The organism is Tenacibaculum sp. AWR4_210 (genome assembly GCF_056160945.1).
In genome coordinates, this window is the sequence record NZ_JBSWYF010000009.1 from 87,651 (window position 1) to 105,273 (window position 17,623).

Below are 17,623 nucleotides of genomic sequence, written 5' to 3' on the forward strand. Positions count from 1 at the left end.
CACTAGTAAAACAACACTTCCCCCTTAGTTATTTTAAACTTTAAATTCATTGCATCTGCTATGGTTGTCAATGCTAAAGTTAAATCAGTAGTGTGGTAACTTCCAGTAAAACGCTTCTCTAAATCGAGATTCGACGCTTTCATTTTTTTATTAAAACTGTACTCCAAGCTCTGCAAAACAAACTTCAAAGGAATATTGTTAAACGTCTTCTCTCCGTGTCTCCAACTAGGACTTTGTTGCTGAATCTGCCAATTCTCAAATGCGTCATTCCCTATTTGACGCAAGGCAGCTCCTTTTTTCAACAAATGTATTTCTCCATTTCGTTCTACCTGCACCACTCCTTCAAAACAAACCACTTCCAGCATTTCATCGTAGGCATTTACTGTAAAAGCAGTTCCTAACACGCGCACTGTACCTTGTGGTGTTTCAACGGCAAAGCTACTACCTTTTTTTACTTTAAAAAAGCCTTCTCCTACCAGTTTTACACGACGTGTTTTATCCCAAGAATTTCCCTTAAACGTCAAGGTTGATTTTGAATTCAATACTACTTTGGAACTATCGGGTAACCACAAGTCAAGCTGCTCTCCATAACTCGTTTCAAAATGCACATTCCCCCCAGAAAACAACTGAAATAAGCCTATGAGTGCAACGATACTCGCCGCTAACCCCGATAACCAAACTAGAGGTCGTATAGACCTAACTGTATTCTTCTTCTCCTTGCTTGCCTTGGCTAGAAACTTATCGTACAAAACATCCTCTGAATTCCCCGGCACATAAAATTCAGCTGTGTATTTTGCAATTTTCGCATAACTCGCGAAATCTTTATGCTTTTCTAATTGAATGCGTTCCTCCTGAGTGATGGTCTCATTCAACCACTTTGCTAATAAACTTTCAAATGCCTGGTTATCCATGGTTATATATGTTCGATTTTCATGCGGAGTGCCCTCAAAGCACTACTCATGCGTTTCTCTACCGTTTTGATTGAAATTTCCAAAATCTCGGCAATTTCTTTATACTTCTTTTTATCTATTCTGTTCATCAGAAAAACCTCTCTATCTTTATCTGGCAATTCTGTTATTGCTCGTTGTAATTTTACTAAAAACTCTTTTTCTTCCATAATAAACTCGGGGTCTTCATGAGTAATACTCGCTGGGTTGGCTAACTTTTCATGAGCAAGTACCACCTTTTTATGAGAAAAAACACTCATCAATGCATTGTACGACATTTTATAGAGCAACGCCTTAACCGTTTTGGGTACAATTTTAGCACAATCCCTCCAAATTTTCATAAAGGAATCCTGTACGAGATCTTCTGCTAAATCCGCATCACCACATTTATAGTATAGGTAGTTCCTCAAGGAACCGACGTGTTCTTTATAAATACCTTCAAAAACTGAAGGATTACATACTGACTGATTTTTACTCACCATAGGTTACGAAAGTACTATTTATTCGACAGTTTACTGTTCATCATTACTAAGGTAGGACAACAATTTCATTTACCACAGCACACCTAAAAATTAAAAGCATTAATTAAGTCAAACCAAGGGATTAGACGCTCTGTTAGCAATGAAATTGTGACTCCCACCTGCTTTTGAAATATGCACTCTACATACTTAATACGCGTCAAAGAGAAATAACCCTACACTTTTTTTATTTTTTTTTATTTTTTTCAAACTTATGGTTACTTTCGAATCTCAAACGAGGAGAATTATGGAGTTTAAAAGAAGATATGGACGTCGAAAAAAGGCCAATCCTAAAAAGGGTCTTTACCTAGTAGTACTGCTAGTTGTCGTTATTTATTTGTGGTTTAATGCCGAAAAGATTATCACCAAAATATTGTAGATGAGTGAATTTAAATTTAAACAGTTTAGTGTACTTCAAGACCAAACTGCTATGAAAATAGGTACCGATGGCGTATTGTTGGGAGCCTGGAGTTCTGTGTCGCACTACCCAGATACGGTGTTGGATATAGGAGCAGGTACCGGTATCATTGCACTCATGTTAGCACAGCGATGCAATGCCAATACTATAGACGCCGTCGAATTAGATGAAAATGCCTACGAACAGGCTGTTGAAAATTTTGAACGTTCAGATTGGGGAGATCGCCTGTTTTGTTACCACGCCCCTTTTGAAGACTTCGCAGTGGAGATGAGTGAAGATGAAGAAACTTACGAATTGATCGTTTCCAACCCTCCTTTTTATACAGACGACTATAAAACCGACGACGAGGCCAGAAATAAAGCGCGTTTCACGAGTTCGCTTAGCTTTGAGCAACTGTTAACAGGTGTCGCCAAAATTTTAGCTGATACGGGTGTTTTCAACACGATTATTCCGTTTAAAGAAGAATCAAACTTTGTCGATACAGCAGCAACACTCGGACTGTATCCACAGCGTATTTGTCGTGTGCAAGGTACGGCCAACAGCGAGATAAAACGCAGTATGCTCGCATTTAGCTTTGAAGAAGCTAGTCCTGAAATAACCACCTTAGTTATCGAAAAGGCACGTCATCAATACACAGAAGATTACATCGCCTTAACCAAAGACTTTTACTTAAAAATGTAAAAAGCTGAGCAAATGCTCAGCTTTTTTTTATCCTTTTACACTTTCTGGATTATACCCTAAATACGGGACTTCCTTTTCGTGAAAGAGTATTCCGTACTCTTCTAACTCTTTTAATATAGGCTCGTATACTTCCTTTCTAATTGGCAGTTGTACCCCTGGAGTTTTGATTTTCCCGTCCAGAATTGCCAAAGCGGCCATAGCCACAGGTAATCCTACTGTTTTTGCCATGGCGGTATAGGTCTGATCATCTCCTTTGATAACCATGCTACTTTCTATTTGATGCTTGGTCCCGTCTTTTTCATACCCAAAGATGTGGTGCATTACAATCATATCCTTGTCGTCAGACTCTAACGTCCAAGAATCCATCAATATTTTCTGCAAAATCTGAGCAGGAGTCGCATTCTTTAAGCCTACTTTTTTCGAGGCATTGAACAAATCGAGCTCTAAGAATTTTTCCCACATAAGATCGTCTTGGTCTATCTTTAAATACGATCTGAACTTCAATTCTACGGAATCACTTGGCGAATACGCTAAAAACAAATTGGTGAAATCGCGGTAACTCAAATGTTCTGAGTTTTCTATCGTGTACGTATCGTCGGTCATTCCTAATTGCACAAATACATTCCATGCTCTAGAAAAGCCTACTTTACGCACGGTTCCACGGTACATGGTTTTGATGTCTTCCAATCCGTAAATACTGCGGTATTTCAATGAATCTCTATTGGCATAAGCCTCAAACTTACCGCTACCGTTGATGGTCAAAAACTCAGTTCTTCTGAAAAGTTTGTGATAGGGAATGTACTTGTAAGTTCCTTCTTGTATGAACATCGAGGCACCTCCTTGTCCTGCTAATACCACATTTCTCGGATTCCAAGTAAACTTGTAATTCCACAAATTGGTATCGCTTTCAGGTGCAACTAAACCTCCACAAAACGATTCGAATAATAACATATTACCACCGTCCTCTTTAATTCGGTCGATGATTTGCATAGCACTCATATGGTCGATTCCCGGATCCAACCCGATCTCATTCATAAAAACCAATCCTTTCTCTTTCGCTGCTTCATCCAGTGCCTTCATTTCATCAGAAATATAAGAAGCTGTTACCATGTGCTTTCCAAAGCGGACACAATCTTTGGCCACCTCAATATGAAAACGCGCTGGCAACATTGAAATCACAACATCGGCCTGCTGAATCGCCGCCTCTCTTGCTTCCTTAATAAACACGTCCAATTCAATTGCCGAAGCATTTTCATACCCTTGAATTTTTTGAGCTGCTGCTTCCTTTGATACATCTCCAATACAGATGTGTAAGTCTGCTGTTCTAGATTTTTCCAATAAATACTTTATCAAAGAAGAACTCGACCTTCCGGCTCCAATTATCAATATATTTCTCATCGCTATGCTGTACTTTTGTCGTTGTTAATTTTCGGATAGCAATATCGGTAAAAAAGTTTAATTTTAAACAAAAACTTTAAATATGTATAAAAATTTAACAACAGCTAGTATCCTAGGAGCTACGGCGGTAATTTTAGGGGCTTTTGGAGCGCATGCCTTAAAAAAAACGCTCAGTCCTGAAGCCTTGGACAGTTTTGAAACTGCGGTTACCTACCAAATGTATCACGCTTTATTTTTACTATTTGTCAACGCAAACTCGATTTTCAACGCGCAACAAAAGAAAATTATTAGTATCTTAGTAATAGTAGGAATACTTTTCTTTTCAGGATCGATTTATTTGATTCAATTAGCGGGGGTTCCGGCAAAACAAATTTGGTTCATTACACCTTTGGGAGGGAGCCTATTAATCGTAGGATGGTTATTTACAACCTATTACCTTTCCAAAAAAGTTATCAACAAGGATTCCTGAATAAAAATCAGGTAGGTTCTACTTGTTTTAACAAAAAGAACTATTTTTGTCGAAAATAAAACACAACTAAAATAATTTAAGATGACAAATCTTGATGCGAAAACGATTTCGATAGAATATTTAGGAGTAAATAATGCTACCGTTCGTTATCAGTTGACTTCAGACGAGTTACACGACATTACCGTTGAAAAAGGACAAGGAAAAAACTCTAGCTTTGGAGCATTAGCAGTAAATACTGGTGAATTCACTGGTCGTTCTCCAATGGATCGTTTTATTGTTAAAGACGATGTAACTAAAGATGAAATCTGGTGGGGAGATATCAACATCCCATTTGATTCAGAAAAATTCGATAAGCTTTACGACAAAGTGACTGCCTATCTTTCAGAAAAAGAAGTTTTTGTGAGAGACAGCTACGCTTGTGCCGATGAAAACTATAAATTAAACATACGAGTAGTTAACGAATATCCTTGGAGTAACATGTTCGCATACAACATGTTCTTACGTCCAACGGAGGAAGAATTAAAAGGTTTCAGCCCAGAATGGACTGTTATCAACGCTCCTGGATTTATGGCTGACCCTGCTGTAGATGGGACTCGTCAACACAATTTTGCCATTTTAAATTTCAGTAGAAAAGTAGCCTTAATTGGAGGTACTGGGTATACTGGAGAGATTAAAAAAGGTATTTTCTCTGCGTTGAACTTTATTTTACCAGTATTCAAAAATACCTTACCAATGCACTGTTCTGCTAACGTAGGAAGTGAAGGAGACACAGCGATCTTTTTCGGTTTATCAGGAACTGGAAAAACAACCTTGTCTACAGATCCTACTAGAAGTTTGATCGGTGATGATGAGCATGGTTGGACCGCTGAGAACAACGTATTCAATTTTGAAGGTGGTTGTTACGCTAAGGTAATCGATTTGTCACAAGAAAAGGAGCCAGAAATTTACGGAGCGATCAAACGCGGTGCTATTTTAGAAAACATCGTAATGGACGAAGCTGGTAAAGTAGATTTCGAAAACACGAGTATTACACAAAATACACGTGTGAGCTACCCTATTCACCATATTGAAAACATTAGAGTTCCTTCAACTGGAAGTAACCCAAAGAATATTTTCTTCTTAACAGCAGATGCATTTGGAGTACTGCCTCCAATCTCAAAATTAACACCTGGGCAAGCTGCATATCACTTTATTTCAGGATATACGGCTAAGGTAGCAGGTACAGAAGCCGGAGTTACAGAACCTCTTCCTAGCTTCTCTGCGTGTTTTGGTGCTCCATTTATGCCATTACACCCAACCCGCTATGCAGAGATGTTAAGCGAAAAGATGAAAGAAACAGGAGTTAATGTTTGGTTAGTAAATACCGGATGGTTCGCAGGACCTTACGGTGTTGGTGATCGCATGAAGTTAAAGTACACTCGTGCCATGATCAACGCGGCGTTATCAGGAGGCTTACCTACTGAAATTACCCACGAAAATTACCATATTCACTCTGTATTCGGTTTGGCACAACCAAGACAATGTCCTGGAGTACCAAGTGAATTGTTGAGTCAACGTCAAGCTTGGAACAATGATGAAGGTTACTACGAAACTGCCCACAAATTAGCAGATTCATTTAGAGCAAACTTCAAAAAATTCGAAGAATACGCAAATGACGAAATCTTAGCAGGAGGACCTCCTGTGATCGAAAAATAAATTCTTTAAAAAGCATCCTAATTAGGATGCTTTTTTTATATTCATGCCCCAATTTTTTACCATAACCTAAACTATTTAGATGACTATAAAAGGAACTATTGTTGATATTTTTAACAATACCATGTTTAAAGGAGAAGTCACTGTAGCCAATGGGCGCATTACTTCAATACGAGCAGTTGACCACGATGAGGAAGGATTTATCATTCCCGGTTTTGTCGATGCACATATCCACATTGAAAGCTCGATGCTAGTCCCGTCAGAATTTGCAAAAATAGCTGTGGTCCACGGAACCGTAGCTACCGTTTCCGATCCACACGAAATTGCCAATGTCCTCGGCGTACCTGGAGTAGACTTTATGATAGAAAACGGTAAAAAAGTACCTTTAAAGTTTAATTTCGGTGCCCCGTCATGCGTTCCTGCCACTTCTTTTGAAAGCGCAGGTGCCATTATCGACTCTGACGACATCAAAAAAATGTTGGCAAATCCCGATATTAAATATTTAGCAGAGATGATGAATTACCCTGGTGTTATTTATCAAGATGAAGAGGTAATGAAAAAAATTGCCTGGGCAAAACACTACAACAAACCCGTTGATGGCCATGCTCCAGGACTGCGCGGAGATGATTTGAGTACGTATATCAATGCTGGAATCTATACCGATCACGAGTGTTTTACTTATGACGAAGCACTAGAAAAACTTCAAAAAGGAATGAAAGTCATCATTCGAGAAGGAAGTGCTGCCAAGAATTTTGAAGCCTTGATTGACCTATTGCCGGAACACTACGAAAATATGATGTTCTGTTCGGATGACAAACATCCCGATGACCTACTCTTAGGGCACCTCAACGAACTCTGTGCTCGTGCAGTAGCCAAGGGAATTGATGTATTTAAGGTACTGAGAGCAGCTTGTGTAAACCCTGTAGAGCATTATAATTTAGATGTTGGACTACTGCGAGAAGGAGATCAAGCCGACTTTATCATCGTTGACAATCTGAAAGAGTTCAACGTATTGGCTACCTATATCGATGGTGCTTTAGTAGCAGAGAAAGGCGCTTCTTTTGTAGCATCCGTTCCTTTCGATGTATTGAATAACTTTAATACCGACTTCAAGACAACTGAAGACTTCAGTTTCCATTCTGCCGCCGATACCATACGCGTCATCGAGGCGCTAGACGGAGAACTCGTCACCAATGAGGTTATTGCCAAAGCCCTGCATAAAGACGGAAACTTAGTTTCAAACACCAGCGAAGACATTTTAAAAATGACAGTGGTTAATCGTTATAAGAACGCTACTCCTGCCATTGCTTTTATTAAAAACTTTGGTTTAAAATCAGGGGCTATTGCCAGTTCTGTTGGGCACGACTCACACAATATTATTGCTGTGGGTGCCACAGATGAAATGATCGCAAAAGCGGTAAACACCCTCATTGAAAACAAGGGAGGAATTTGCGCCGTTACTGACGAACTTACTGAAGTAGTGCCTTTACCGGTTGCCGGAATTATGAGTGATCAACCTGCCGCCGAAATAGGTAAGGCCTATGCCGCTCTTGACAACTTAGCTAAAGAATTAGGAAGTACCCTCAGGGCTCCGTATATGACCTTGTCATTTATGGCCTTGCTGGTAATCCCCGCCTTAAAACTCTCCGACAAAGGATTGTTTGACGGAGGTAGTTTTAAGTTTACCTCTGTTGAGGTAAAATAATATGAAAAAACAGATGAAGTAAATTCATCTGTTTTTTTCTTTTATGCTATTATCCCTCTGTCGTTACGTTCATTACCGTCAACTCCAGCGTATTCACTTTTTCTGGATTTAAAGAAATTTGGACAGCATCAAAACGATCTGAATAGGCAAAATTATAAGCATCCGATTTCGATTGCAATGCAGCTGCGTATTGATTGTAAAACGCAGCATTTGATTGCAGTGCTCCAAAAAGTTCTGTATTTGGAATTTTTTGAAACCAGTCACTACTTTTCATCGCTCCGACATATTCATTGGAAATTTGAACAATCGATCCTAACGCTCCGATGTTAAATCCGGCTAACAAATCGCCTGACACCCAACCATACACATCATTGGCAGGTGCTATGGTTCCCTTAGAAACGCCATTTACTTCAAGTGTAAATTGAGCATTTGCTCCGTAAATCCCCGCTGGATTAGTCAATTCCGCTTGGGTAAAAACCATCTTAACGGAATCGCTTCCCACGGTTCCAGACAAACTAACAACATAACCTGCAGTTTCTTTTGTTATCGTTGCTTTAAGATCATATTCCTGAGCACTTTGCGGACCTGTAGGTGGCACATTCGGCCCTACGCCTGCAAAATGTCCTTTGATGAATGCCATGACACCATTTCCTAAACCAGGAATGGTTACCCCAGAAATCGGAAGCGCTTGCTCACCTCCGAAATGTTCGTATAAAAATGCTAAATAACTATCGAACACGTGGTATGGAATTTCCGGAATTCCATTTAAAGCTGGGTATGATGACGGCCCTATAATTCGAGCAAATCCCTTTCCTTTTTGATCTTTATGCTGTTGGAAACTCCCTGGTACCAACGCGGGTTTCGCTTGGGCTAAACCAGAAGGTGTGTTCAGTGTTAAATTTCGCAAAGCTTTGTAGATATCCAAAGAATCTACTCCGTTTTTAATTCCTTGATCAGAGGCCACAGGTATGCCATCTATCGAAGTCTCCAACTTCATAGGAATACTCCAATAATCGATAGAAGTCAAATCGGCCACATCAGTTGTTTTTCCATTAAAAGTCAACTCCATTTTATCGTAACGCAAGAAAAAATTGGCATCGGTTACATTTTGCGCTGGCTCGTAATACGCATCTAACACCTCCCATGTTTGACCGTAACTCACATAGATTCTCCCGCTAAAATGGGTGATTTCTACTCCGTTTTTCAATTGATCATAGCGGTACCAGTTTCCAGGTCCTTTTGCGGTATTTAATGGCTTTACTGCCTCTTGAACTGGCGCCAAGACATCTGGAATATAGCTGATTTCAAAGCTATCAGTAGTACTCCCGGATACGAATCCGAAGTAGACTTCTGAATCTGGTAATTGACTTTCGTTGGTAAATTTTAAGGTTAATACACTCATGGTAATTTCGTTTATGTTATGGTTAGGTATTTATAAAAAGCAAAGCCTAAAAAGGCTTTGCTGTAGGTTATACAGTATAAGTATGCTCAGAAACTTTAGGATCAAAAACACCGGCTGTAATGGTGTAAATGGGGCCTAATCGTCCGCTTGTTGCATATCCGAATATTCCATCGGCTCCCTCTGCGTAAATTTGATTTTTGCGCTGTTCTTTTGGAATTTCAGCCCATTTCAAAACGTCAGCAGCTTTAATGGTAATGGTGGTTTTAGGATACTTCGCATTCGTAGGACAAAACACTTCCATTGTTAAGATTACAGCTTCCATGGCTCCTGTTGGAATCATGAACCAATTCGGTGTGGGTCCGGAACTCGATTGCCCTGGTGGTGTTGGTAAATGTACTTCTGTGCCAACCGGAAAACTATCCGATTCACGGAGTGTAGCTCCTTTTACCTCCTTAACAACACAATACAACGCGCTCCCATCATTGGCCTTTGGATCGTTTTGACTTACTGACGATACTTGAAAAACATTTGTTGACATAATTTCGACGTTTTAAACGGTTGCTACATTTCTCTTGTCTAGAAAAGCTTCTTTAGCCTGCTCATAAGCATTCGTATCCAGTACTTTTATAAAAGGATCCCAGAAATAAAACCCTAGGCTATTTCCTTTGTTATCCATGATTTGAAAAGTGATAGTGTATTGAATGTACGCTTCCTTCAAGATCGTGGCTACAAAGTCTGTTTGTTGAATTACCTGATACCCCGGACTTCCTGCTTCCACGTATACGTGCCTATTTACAACCTTTCCTTCCGGCTTAGTGATTGCATTTGGAACGTTCTCACTCCCAATTTTTACATCCGCAATGATAGCATCGTGGTTTAATCCAGAGCCAGGACAGGTCAATTCCCAACGAATAACATCCTTAACTTCAGCGTCAATAGTTAATTCTGAGCCTGCTCTTCCTTTCGAATCCGTATCGATAAAGCCTTTTGCAGTAATCATATACACATAGGCATCTGAACTTGTCCAAGCACCTAAAGAGGTTGGATTCTCTGCGGTTCCTGGCGTCACATTATTTGCCAATATCGTTTCGACATCAATGACTGTTAAAATATTAATTACATTTCCCATAATAGTTTAGTTAATAGATTCCTACTCATAGGCTTTTCGGATTCCGCCTAGTTTATTACAGTGGTACAACTCCACTCATTAGTTAGCTAAAACGTTGAAAAAACACGTTCGATCAACCACTAGCTAAAGTACTTTTTACTTCCATAGCCAAGATTCAAATAGGCATAAAGCGGTACTTATTTTCTATAAAACAGGAAAAATTGGGTATAAAAAAACTCCCAAGAACTATGTCTTGAGAGTTTTTAATATCGAACCTTTAATGTTTGAAAGTTTCTATTTCTTTATGAATCGCTTTACTCCTTGCTTTCCATCTTCAGTTGTAACTTTCACCATATACACTCCAACAGCGAGGTCACCAACTTGAATTTCCTTAGCTTTTGACAGCTTAATTCTCTGTCCTTTTAGATCAAAAACTTCCACTCGTGCTACCCTTCCATTCAGCTTAAGTCGAACAATTTCAACTGCCGGATTCGGATACACTTCAAAGTTTTTCAATACCGTTTCATCATCAATACTCGCCGTAGTATCAAATTCAGCAGTTACTGTCATATTTGCATTCATAGTAATGCTTAAGGTTGCACTGGTACTCGTTTGCGTACTACTACTTCCTGTAACACCATAAACCCAACGTACAAAACTGTAACCATTGGCTGGAGTTGGTGTTAGTACTACTACTGCTCCGTTAGCATAGGTTCCATTTACTGGATTCGGATTGGTACTTACGGTTCCATTAGTTGCATTGATGGTTAGTGTACGTTGAATTTTACTAAACAACGCTGTTACCGTCTTGTCGGCATCCATCGTTATACTTACCGTTGTATTGCTACCACTTGCAGCTCCTGACCAGCCATCAAATTGATATCCTGCTGCTGGTGTAGCCGTCAAACTTACTACTGTTCCATGAGCGTATTTCCCATTGGTTGGATTTGGATTCGTACTCACCGTTCCGTTCGTAGCATTAACAGTTAAAGTGCGTTGAATTTTACTGAACATCGCCGTTACCGTTTTATCGGCATCCATCGTTACACTTACGGTAGCGTTCGTTCCTGTTGCAGCTCCTGACCAACCATCAAATTGATACCCTGCCGCTGGTGTAGCTGTCAAACTTACCACCACTCCGTCTGCGTATTTTCCGTTGGTTGGATTTGGATTCGTACTTACAGTTCCATTTGTTGCATTGATAGTTAAAGTACGTTGAATTTTACTGAACATCGCTGTCACTGTCTTGTCGGCATCCATGGTTACACTAACCGTAGCATTCGTTCCTGTCGCAGCTCCTGACCAACCGTCAAATTGATACCCTGCCGCTGGTGTAGCCGTTAAACTCACCACTGTACCATGAGCGTATTTCCCATTGGTTGGATTCGGATTCGTACTCACCGACCCGTTGGTTGCATTAATAGTTAAACTGCGCTGGATTTTACTAAACAACGCCGTTACCGTCTTGTCAGCATCCATCGTTACACTTACCGTTGTACTAGTTCCTGTTGCAGCTCCTGACCAGCCATCAAACTGATACCCTACAGCTGGTGTAGCTGTTAAACTCACCACCGTTCCGGTATCGTACTTCCCATTGGTTGGATTCGGATTTGTACTCACCGTTCCATTGGTCGCATTGATGGTTAGTGTGCGTTGAATTTTACTAAATAACGCTGTTACCGTCTTGTCGGCATCCATGGTTACACTAACCGTAGCATTCGTTCCTGTTGCCGCTCCTGACCAACCGTCAAATTGATACCCTGCTGCTGGTGTAGCCGTTAAACTCACTACTGTTCCATGAGCGTATTTCCCATTGGTTGGATTCGGATTCGTACTCACCGTTCCGTTGGTTGCATTGATGGTTAAGCTACGTTGGATTTTACTAAACAACGCTGTTACCGTTTTGTCGGCATCCATCGTTACACTCACCGTTGCATTGGTTCCTGTTGCAGCTCCCGACCAACCGTCAAACTGATAGCCTGCTGCTGGTGTAGCCGTTAAACTCACTACTGTACCATGATCGTATTTCCCATTGGTTGGATTTGGATTCGTACTTACCGTTCCGTTGGTCGCATTGATGATTAAGCTACGTTGGATTTTACTAAACAACGCTGTTACCGTCTTGTCGGCATCCATCGTTACACTCACCGTTGCATTGGTTCCTGTTGCAGCTCCTGACCAACCGTCAAACTGATAGCCTGCTGCTGGTGTTGCCGTTAAACTTACCACCGTTCCATGAGCGTATTTCCCATTGGTTGGATTCGGATTCGTACTTACGGTACCGTTGGTCGCATTGATGGTTAGTGTGCGTTGAATTTTACTAAATAACGCTGTTACCGTCTTGTCGGCATCCATGGTTACACTAACCGTAGCATTCGTTCCTGTTGCAGCTCCTGACCAACCGTCAAACTGATAGCCTGCTGCTGGTGTAGCCGTTAAGCTCACTACTGTTCCATGATCGTATTTCCCATTGGTTGGATTCGGATTCGAACTCACCGTTCCGTTGGTTGCATTGATGGTTAAACTACGTTGGATTTTACTAAACAACGCCGTTACCGTTTTGTCTGCATTCATGGTAACACTTACCGTTGCATTGGTTCCTGTTACAGCTCCTGACCAACCATCAAACTGATAGCCTGCTGCTGGTGTAGCCGTTAAACTCACTACTGTTCCATGATCGTATTTCCCATTGGTTGGATTCGGATTCGTACTTACAGTACCGTTGGTGGCATTGATAGTTAAGCTACGTTGGATTTTACTAAACAACGCTGTTACCGTCTTGTCGGCATCCATCGTTACACTTACCGTTGCATTGGTTCCTGTTACAGCTCCCGACCAGCCATCAAACTGATAACCCGCTGCTGGTGTAGCGGTTAAACTCACTACTGTTCCATCATTATATTTTCCATTGGTTGGATTTGGATTGGTACTTACAGTACCGTTGGTGGCATTGATAATCAGACTGCGTTGAATTTTACTGAAAAGCGCTGTTACCGCCTTATTAGCATCCATCGTTACACTTACTGTAGTATTGGTTCCGCTTGCTGCCCCTGACCAACCATCAAACTGGTAACCCGCTACTGGTGTAGCGGTCAAACTCACTTGAACACCGTCATTATACGTACCTCCATTAGGAGTTGGATTGCTCGTTACCGTTCCATTAACCGCAGTGATGGTCAATGTTCTTTGTATTTTACTAAACAGTGCCGTTACCGTCTTATCGGCATCCATGGTTATGTTCACGGTTGCATTCGTTCCTGTAGCAGCCCCTGACCAACCATCAAACTGATAGCCCGAAGCCGGTGTCGCGGTCAAATTAACTACCGTACCGTCCTGATACACTCCTCCTGCATTTCCAGGGTTGGATGCTACTGTTCCTCCAACAGCATTAATCACCAAGTTTCTAGGCTGGTAATTCGTTGAACCATTTTCATAAGCTCCTCTGTCAACAGTACCGTTGTGAATACGTAATTTCCCAGCGATATCAGTAACCATCGTCGCTTGAACTTTTGCATTTGCTCCAGAATCTTTTGCCGGAGAGCTCGCTTGCAAACTAAAATCATTTGCACCGGGGTTCACAAACAACGGATCTGTATTATTTGTACTCGTTAAGTTTCCGGCAGGAATTCCTGCAAAATTTCCTTCACCTGTTGAATTACTCACAAGTAATTGATTAATTGCTATGGTATGTCCTGCATTAATATCAGCAGTGGTTGCATTTCCAGCACCTACGTTCCCATAAATAATACAATTATCTAATACTGCGTTATGGGTACTTGTTCCATCTGCTCTTCTACTCAAGGCAACGCTTCCTTTCTCCGTAGCTGCACGTGTACCTACATCGGTATTATTTGCGAAGGTACAATTGATAAGTTTTGACGTTACCGTGGTTCCTGCAGCGCTGGCACGCAACCAAACAGAACTTCCAGTAAATCCAGATTGTAAATGTACATTTTGAGTTCTATTCTTATAAAAAGCGGAATTTACTACCTCGAAATTCGCTGTTTTATTGGCTCCATTTTCAACTAAATACAAAGTTCCATAACCACTTAAGTTGTTGTAGAATGTACAATTCTCAATTCGTATGTTGGTATCGACTGAAAAAACTCCGGCCACAGGTCCTGATTTATCACTTACGTTATTGGTAAGTATCGAGTTTCTCAAAGTAAAATTACTAACCGTACCATAAATTGTGATGGCACCTCCTCCTGAGCCACCATGGGTATTTAGCACTGCTGCATTCGCATCTTTGATCGTGATCCCGTCAATGATAACATTGCTATTAGTGACTTTCATTATCGCGCGATTATTGTCGTAACGCGTACTGTTATTAAACACTAATGCTCCACTGTCATTCCCATTGCGATCACCACTTAAAATAGTCTTATTCGTATAAAAATTTCGTTGTGCTATACTCGTTTCCGTACCATTAAAACCACCGTAAATTTCAACCCCTTCTAAGTTTACGAAAAAAGAAGAATTGGTGTTTCCTCCTGTTTTATACACACCGTCAGCCATCCAAATAACTTTGCGCTGTGCAGTTACATTGGCTAGTGCTGAAGTTAAACTCCTGTATGCATTGGCCCATGACGAACCGTTGTTCGCTCCGGTGGCGTTTACATCTACATAAATAGGTGTGATTGTTTGCTTAAATGTCACGGTAATCGTTTTATCAGCATCCATCAACAACGACAAGGGATTTGCATTTCCAACAGCCGCTCCTGTCCATTTCTCAAACTGATACCCCGATGCTGCCTCAGGCACTAAGGAAAGTACTGTCGTTTCAGAAAAGGTATCTCCCGAATTAACCACTGCTCCGCCGTGCTTAACAACACCGTTCCCGACGATATTTAGGGTCAACTCCTTACAAACAGCTACACTGGTTTGCTCATAAGCTCCCATGTCAACGGTAGTATTTGCAACGCGCTGATTTTCTGACAAATCAACAGTTACTCCAGCCGGCAGTTTGGAAGTATCTCCACCATTCACCGCCTTTGAACAAGCTTGCACTCTAAAATCGTCATTTGCAGCATCTACAAACAATGGATTAGAATCAAAGGTGTTTGTTTTACTAGTAATGTTTGAAAAATTATCTTCATCAATACTATTCGACACTGCTAGTGCATTTGCCAGGTTCGCATCTCCAGCTTTTCCTATCGACACTGCAGTAGCTCCAGTCTTATTTGTGTTATTCCAAAATATATTATTGGCAAGTACTAATCCGCTGAAGGTTCCTGACTGCCTACTCATTCCCAACGTTGCAAAATCAGAGGTTCCTGAACCGGCATTGCTATTATTAACAAATGTATTATTAACGATGGTGGTATTCAGAGAAGATCCGGAATTATAGGCTCTAAACCAAGCAGTACTTACCCCTTTTCCTTTTCTTGAACCATTGTCTTTGGTTGCATTATTTTTAAACAAGGAATTTGTCAACTGCACATTGATCTGCGTATTTGCAGCAGGCACCACATAAAGTCCTGATGCTGCATTGGAAGTTAAATTATTATCAAAAACACAGCGATCTATCACGAAGCTAATAGGCGAACTTGATTGTCCAAACAAGTTCAATCCTGCTGCCCAATAGGCTACATTATCTTTTACCAACACTCTTGTTATTTCAAACTTATTAATGTTTGCCTCTGTAGATAGTCCTGCTCCATATCGGTATACCCCTGTAGCTGCATCTGCATATCCACCAGAAATAATGACACCATCAATCAACACATCATTCGCAGTTACATTTACCACTCGATAACTGTTATCTGCACGTGAGGCATTGTTAAAGGAAACGGTAGCATTATCATTCCCTAGTAAATCACCACTTAAAATCGTTGCATTCGTACTGTGCAATACTTCCGTATTACGAGCCGTTAAGGTCGCTTCGTTTCCTGCGAAACCACCGTAAATTCGAAGTCCAGATTTATTAAGAGTAAAAGCAGTATTTCGGCTAGTTGCTGCAGGCGTATAACGCCCTTTCGCCACCCAAATTTGAGGGTTCGCCACTGTACTTGTACTAGCAGCGCTTAAAGCCGCTTGAAGACTGGTGTACGCATTGGCCCATGAGGTTCCACTTCCATCTCCTGTTGCATTGGCATTTACGAAATACGGCACGTTCGGACGAGCAGTCTTAAAAAGTTTCGCATCAGACCAATTTTGGCAACTTTGATTCTTTTTCACATAAACTTGATACTCCGTATACGGATCTAAATTTGACATTGAAATTGCTCCTGCATTTTGTGCTGTCAAAATCGTTGCAGTACTAAAAGCCGCTCCCTTTTTGTGATAAGCTACATCGTAAACACCTGCTGGACTCAATTGTACTTGAGCCGAAGTAGTTCCGATATTAGCAATACTCATCGTATTTAACGGCAGTACGAAACACGTACTATTAAAACGAGCCATATTTAAAATTTCAGTACTCGATAGCTCCCTGTTATACAAGCGAATATCATCGATTACTTCTGTATAACGATTGGCTCCAGGTAAATTATTACTTCTATTGCTAGCAATCGTCACATTCCCTACGGTATGCCAATTTCCATTGGTTTTATAACCGTATTCACTCCCTCTTGCATCATAAGAACTAGTCACCTGTGTTCCGTCAACAAACAAATATCCATAGGTTTTATACGATCGGACTTCTCTACCTGCGATATACTGTCCGGTACCTGTAATGGTTTGTCGAAACTTTAAAGCCACGTGATGCCAATTACCATCAGCAATAACGGGACCTCCAACTTTTTTAATTCCCACACGACCGCCATTCCCTACAGTGGATGACTGATACAATTGCTGAACGACATACCCCACCTTTCCAGATTGTAAAAAGATATAATGCCCAGACCAATTGTGATTATCCGCCACAGAATTTCTGCCGTTAGCATCGTCGTAAATTGTTTGTACAGTTCCTGTATTGGTCGTTGTTTTAATCCAAAAACTTATGGTAGCCTGATTTGCTCCATAACTTACGTCTCCTCTAACCAATCGATCTCCATTAAGAGCAATTGCATTATTGGCTTGTCCTAGTCGATCATTCACAAATACTGCATTTGACCCAACTTTTCCTAGCCCCATTAAAGCACCATTCGTGAACTCATAGCTATTCAGCAGTCCATTAGTAGGTATTTGCGCCCGCACCCCTAAGGTGAAGAGCACACAAAAAAGTAGTAGTTTTCTAACCATAATATTCTGTAAATTAAGAAGTTTATTCTCCTGCAAAAGAATAGTAATTACAGCTGATATTATCGGTTTAACTTCCGAATGTACGGTTTTAGCTTCCTAA

12 protein-coding genes are annotated in these 17,623 nt (G+C 40.8%); 5 read left to right on the plus strand and 7 right to left on the minus strand.

Features of this window, described 5'->3' with window-relative positions:
* Window positions 1-2 precede the first annotated feature (2 nt).
* Together ACXAG7_RS16130 and ACXAG7_RS16135 are read right to left on the minus strand one after the other, a co-directional pair.
* Window positions 3-911 (minus strand): FecR family protein, encoded by a 909-nt coding sequence (locus ACXAG7_RS16130; protein WP_408042764.1) that lies wholly within the window; start codon window positions 909-911, stop codon window positions 3-5.
* Between the two features lie 2 nt (window positions 912-913).
* Window positions 914-1,429 (minus strand): RNA polymerase sigma factor, encoded by a 516-nt coding sequence (locus ACXAG7_RS16135; protein WP_408042763.1) that lies wholly within the window; start codon window positions 1,427-1,429, stop codon window positions 914-916.
* A gap of 283 nt (window positions 1,430-1,712) precedes the next feature.
* Between ACXAG7_RS16135 and ACXAG7_RS16140 the strand changes: the two genes are divergently transcribed.
* Window positions 1,713-1,844 (plus strand): hypothetical protein, encoded by a 132-nt coding sequence (locus ACXAG7_RS16140; protein ID WP_408042762.1) that lies wholly within the window; start codon window positions 1,713-1,715, stop codon window positions 1,842-1,844.
* Window positions 1,845-2,564, plus strand: a complete 720-nt coding sequence (locus tag ACXAG7_RS16145) for a tRNA1(Val) (adenine(37)-N6)-methyltransferase (RefSeq protein ID WP_476667458.1) — start codon at window positions 1,845-1,847, stop codon at window positions 2,562-2,564.
* Between the two features lie 27 nt (window positions 2,565-2,591).
* Here ACXAG7_RS16145 and ACXAG7_RS16150 read toward each other — a convergent pair whose 3' ends face one another.
* Window positions 2,592-3,962, minus strand: coding sequence for a saccharopine dehydrogenase family protein (locus tag ACXAG7_RS16150; protein ID WP_408042760.1), 1,371 nt, complete (start codon window positions 3,960-3,962; stop codon window positions 2,592-2,594).
* A gap of 82 nt (window positions 3,963-4,044) precedes the next feature.
* Here ACXAG7_RS16150 and ACXAG7_RS16155 point away from each other — a divergent pair, with 82 nt between their 5' ends.
* The 3 genes from ACXAG7_RS16155 to ade all read left to right on the plus strand — a co-directional run bounded on the left by ACXAG7_RS16155 (window position 4,045) and on the right by ade (window position 7,828).
* A complete protein-coding gene (locus ACXAG7_RS16155) occupies window positions 4,045-4,431 on the plus strand; it encodes a DUF423 domain-containing protein (protein WP_408042759.1) in 387 nt (128 codons plus the stop codon).
* Between the two features lie 81 nt (window positions 4,432-4,512).
* Entirely contained in the window at window positions 4,513-6,126 is a 1,614-nt protein-coding gene (gene pckA / locus ACXAG7_RS16160; protein WP_408042758.1) for a phosphoenolpyruvate carboxykinase (ATP), read from the plus strand.
* 79 nt (window positions 6,127-6,205) lie between these two features.
* Window positions 6,206-7,828 carry an adenine deaminase gene (gene ade / locus ACXAG7_RS16165; protein WP_476667459.1) on the plus strand — a complete coding sequence of 541 codons (1,623 nt, stop codon included), beginning with the start codon at window positions 6,206-6,208 and terminating at the stop codon, window positions 7,826-7,828.
* Between the two features lie 49 nt (window positions 7,829-7,877).
* On the opposite strand, the gene ACXAG7_RS16170 is transcribed toward ade, so the two are convergent.
* The 4 genes from ACXAG7_RS16170 to ACXAG7_RS16185 all read right to left on the minus strand — a co-directional run bounded on the left by ACXAG7_RS16170 (window position 7,878) and on the right by ACXAG7_RS16185 (window position 17,523).
* Complete coding sequence (locus ACXAG7_RS16170; protein WP_476667460.1) at window positions 7,878-9,230, minus strand: beta-1,3-glucanase family protein; 1,353 nt, start codon at window positions 9,228-9,230, stop codon at window positions 7,878-7,880.
* 67 nt (window positions 9,231-9,297) lie between these two features.
* Window positions 9,298-9,768, minus strand: a complete 471-nt coding sequence (locus ACXAG7_RS16175) for a hypothetical protein (RefSeq protein WP_476667461.1) — start codon at window positions 9,766-9,768, stop codon at window positions 9,298-9,300.
* A 12-nt stretch (window positions 9,769-9,780) separates the two neighbouring features.
* Window positions 9,781-10,359, minus strand: coding sequence for an AidA/PixA family protein (locus tag ACXAG7_RS16180; protein ID WP_476667462.1), 579 nt, complete (start codon window positions 10,357-10,359; stop codon window positions 9,781-9,783).
* Between the two features lie 273 nt (window positions 10,360-10,632).
* Entirely contained in the window at window positions 10,633-17,523 is a 6,891-nt protein-coding gene (locus tag ACXAG7_RS16185) for an InlB B-repeat-containing protein (RefSeq protein WP_476667463.1), read from the minus strand.
* Between the last annotated feature and the right edge of the window lie 100 nt (window positions 17,524-17,623).

Excerpts from the sequence above, each read along its gene's own strand:
- ACXAG7_RS16130 (WP_408042764.1), bottom strand. The coding sequence starts at position 911 with ATGGATAACCAGGCATTTGAAAGTTTATTAGCAAAGTGGTTGAATGAG.
- ACXAG7_RS16135 (WP_408042763.1), bottom strand. The coding sequence starts at position 1,429 with ATGGTGAGTAAAAATCAGTCAGTATGTAATCCTTCAGTTTTTGAAGGT.
- ACXAG7_RS16140 (WP_408042762.1), top strand. The coding sequence starts at position 1,713 with ATGGAGTTTAAAAGAAGATATGGACGTCGAAAAAAGGCCAATCCTAAA.
- ACXAG7_RS16145 (WP_476667458.1), top strand. The coding sequence starts at position 1,845 with ATGAGTGAATTTAAATTTAAACAGTTTAGTGTACTTCAAGACCAAACT.
- ACXAG7_RS16150 (WP_408042760.1), bottom strand. The coding sequence starts at position 3,962 with ATGAGAAATATATTGATAATTGGAGCCGGAAGGTCGAGTTCTTCTTTG.
- ACXAG7_RS16155 (WP_408042759.1), top strand. The coding sequence starts at position 4,045 with ATGTATAAAAATTTAACAACAGCTAGTATCCTAGGAGCTACGGCGGTA.
- pckA (WP_408042758.1), top strand. The coding sequence starts at position 4,513 with ATGACAAATCTTGATGCGAAAACGATTTCGATAGAATATTTAGGAGTA.
- ade (WP_476667459.1), top strand. The coding sequence starts at position 6,206 with ATGACTATAAAAGGAACTATTGTTGATATTTTTAACAATACCATGTTT.
- ACXAG7_RS16170 (WP_476667460.1), bottom strand. The coding sequence starts at position 9,230 with ATGAGTGTATTAACCTTAAAATTTACCAACGAAAGTCAATTACCAGAT.
- ACXAG7_RS16175 (WP_476667461.1), bottom strand. The coding sequence starts at position 9,768 with ATGTCAACAAATGTTTTTCAAGTATCGTCAGTAAGTCAAAACGATCCA.
- ACXAG7_RS16180 (WP_476667462.1), bottom strand. The coding sequence starts at position 10,359 with ATGGGAAATGTAATTAATATTTTAACAGTCATTGATGTCGAAACGATA.
- ACXAG7_RS16185 (WP_476667463.1), bottom strand. The coding sequence starts at position 17,523 with ATGGTTAGAAAACTACTACTTTTTTGTGTGCTCTTCACCTTAGGGGTG.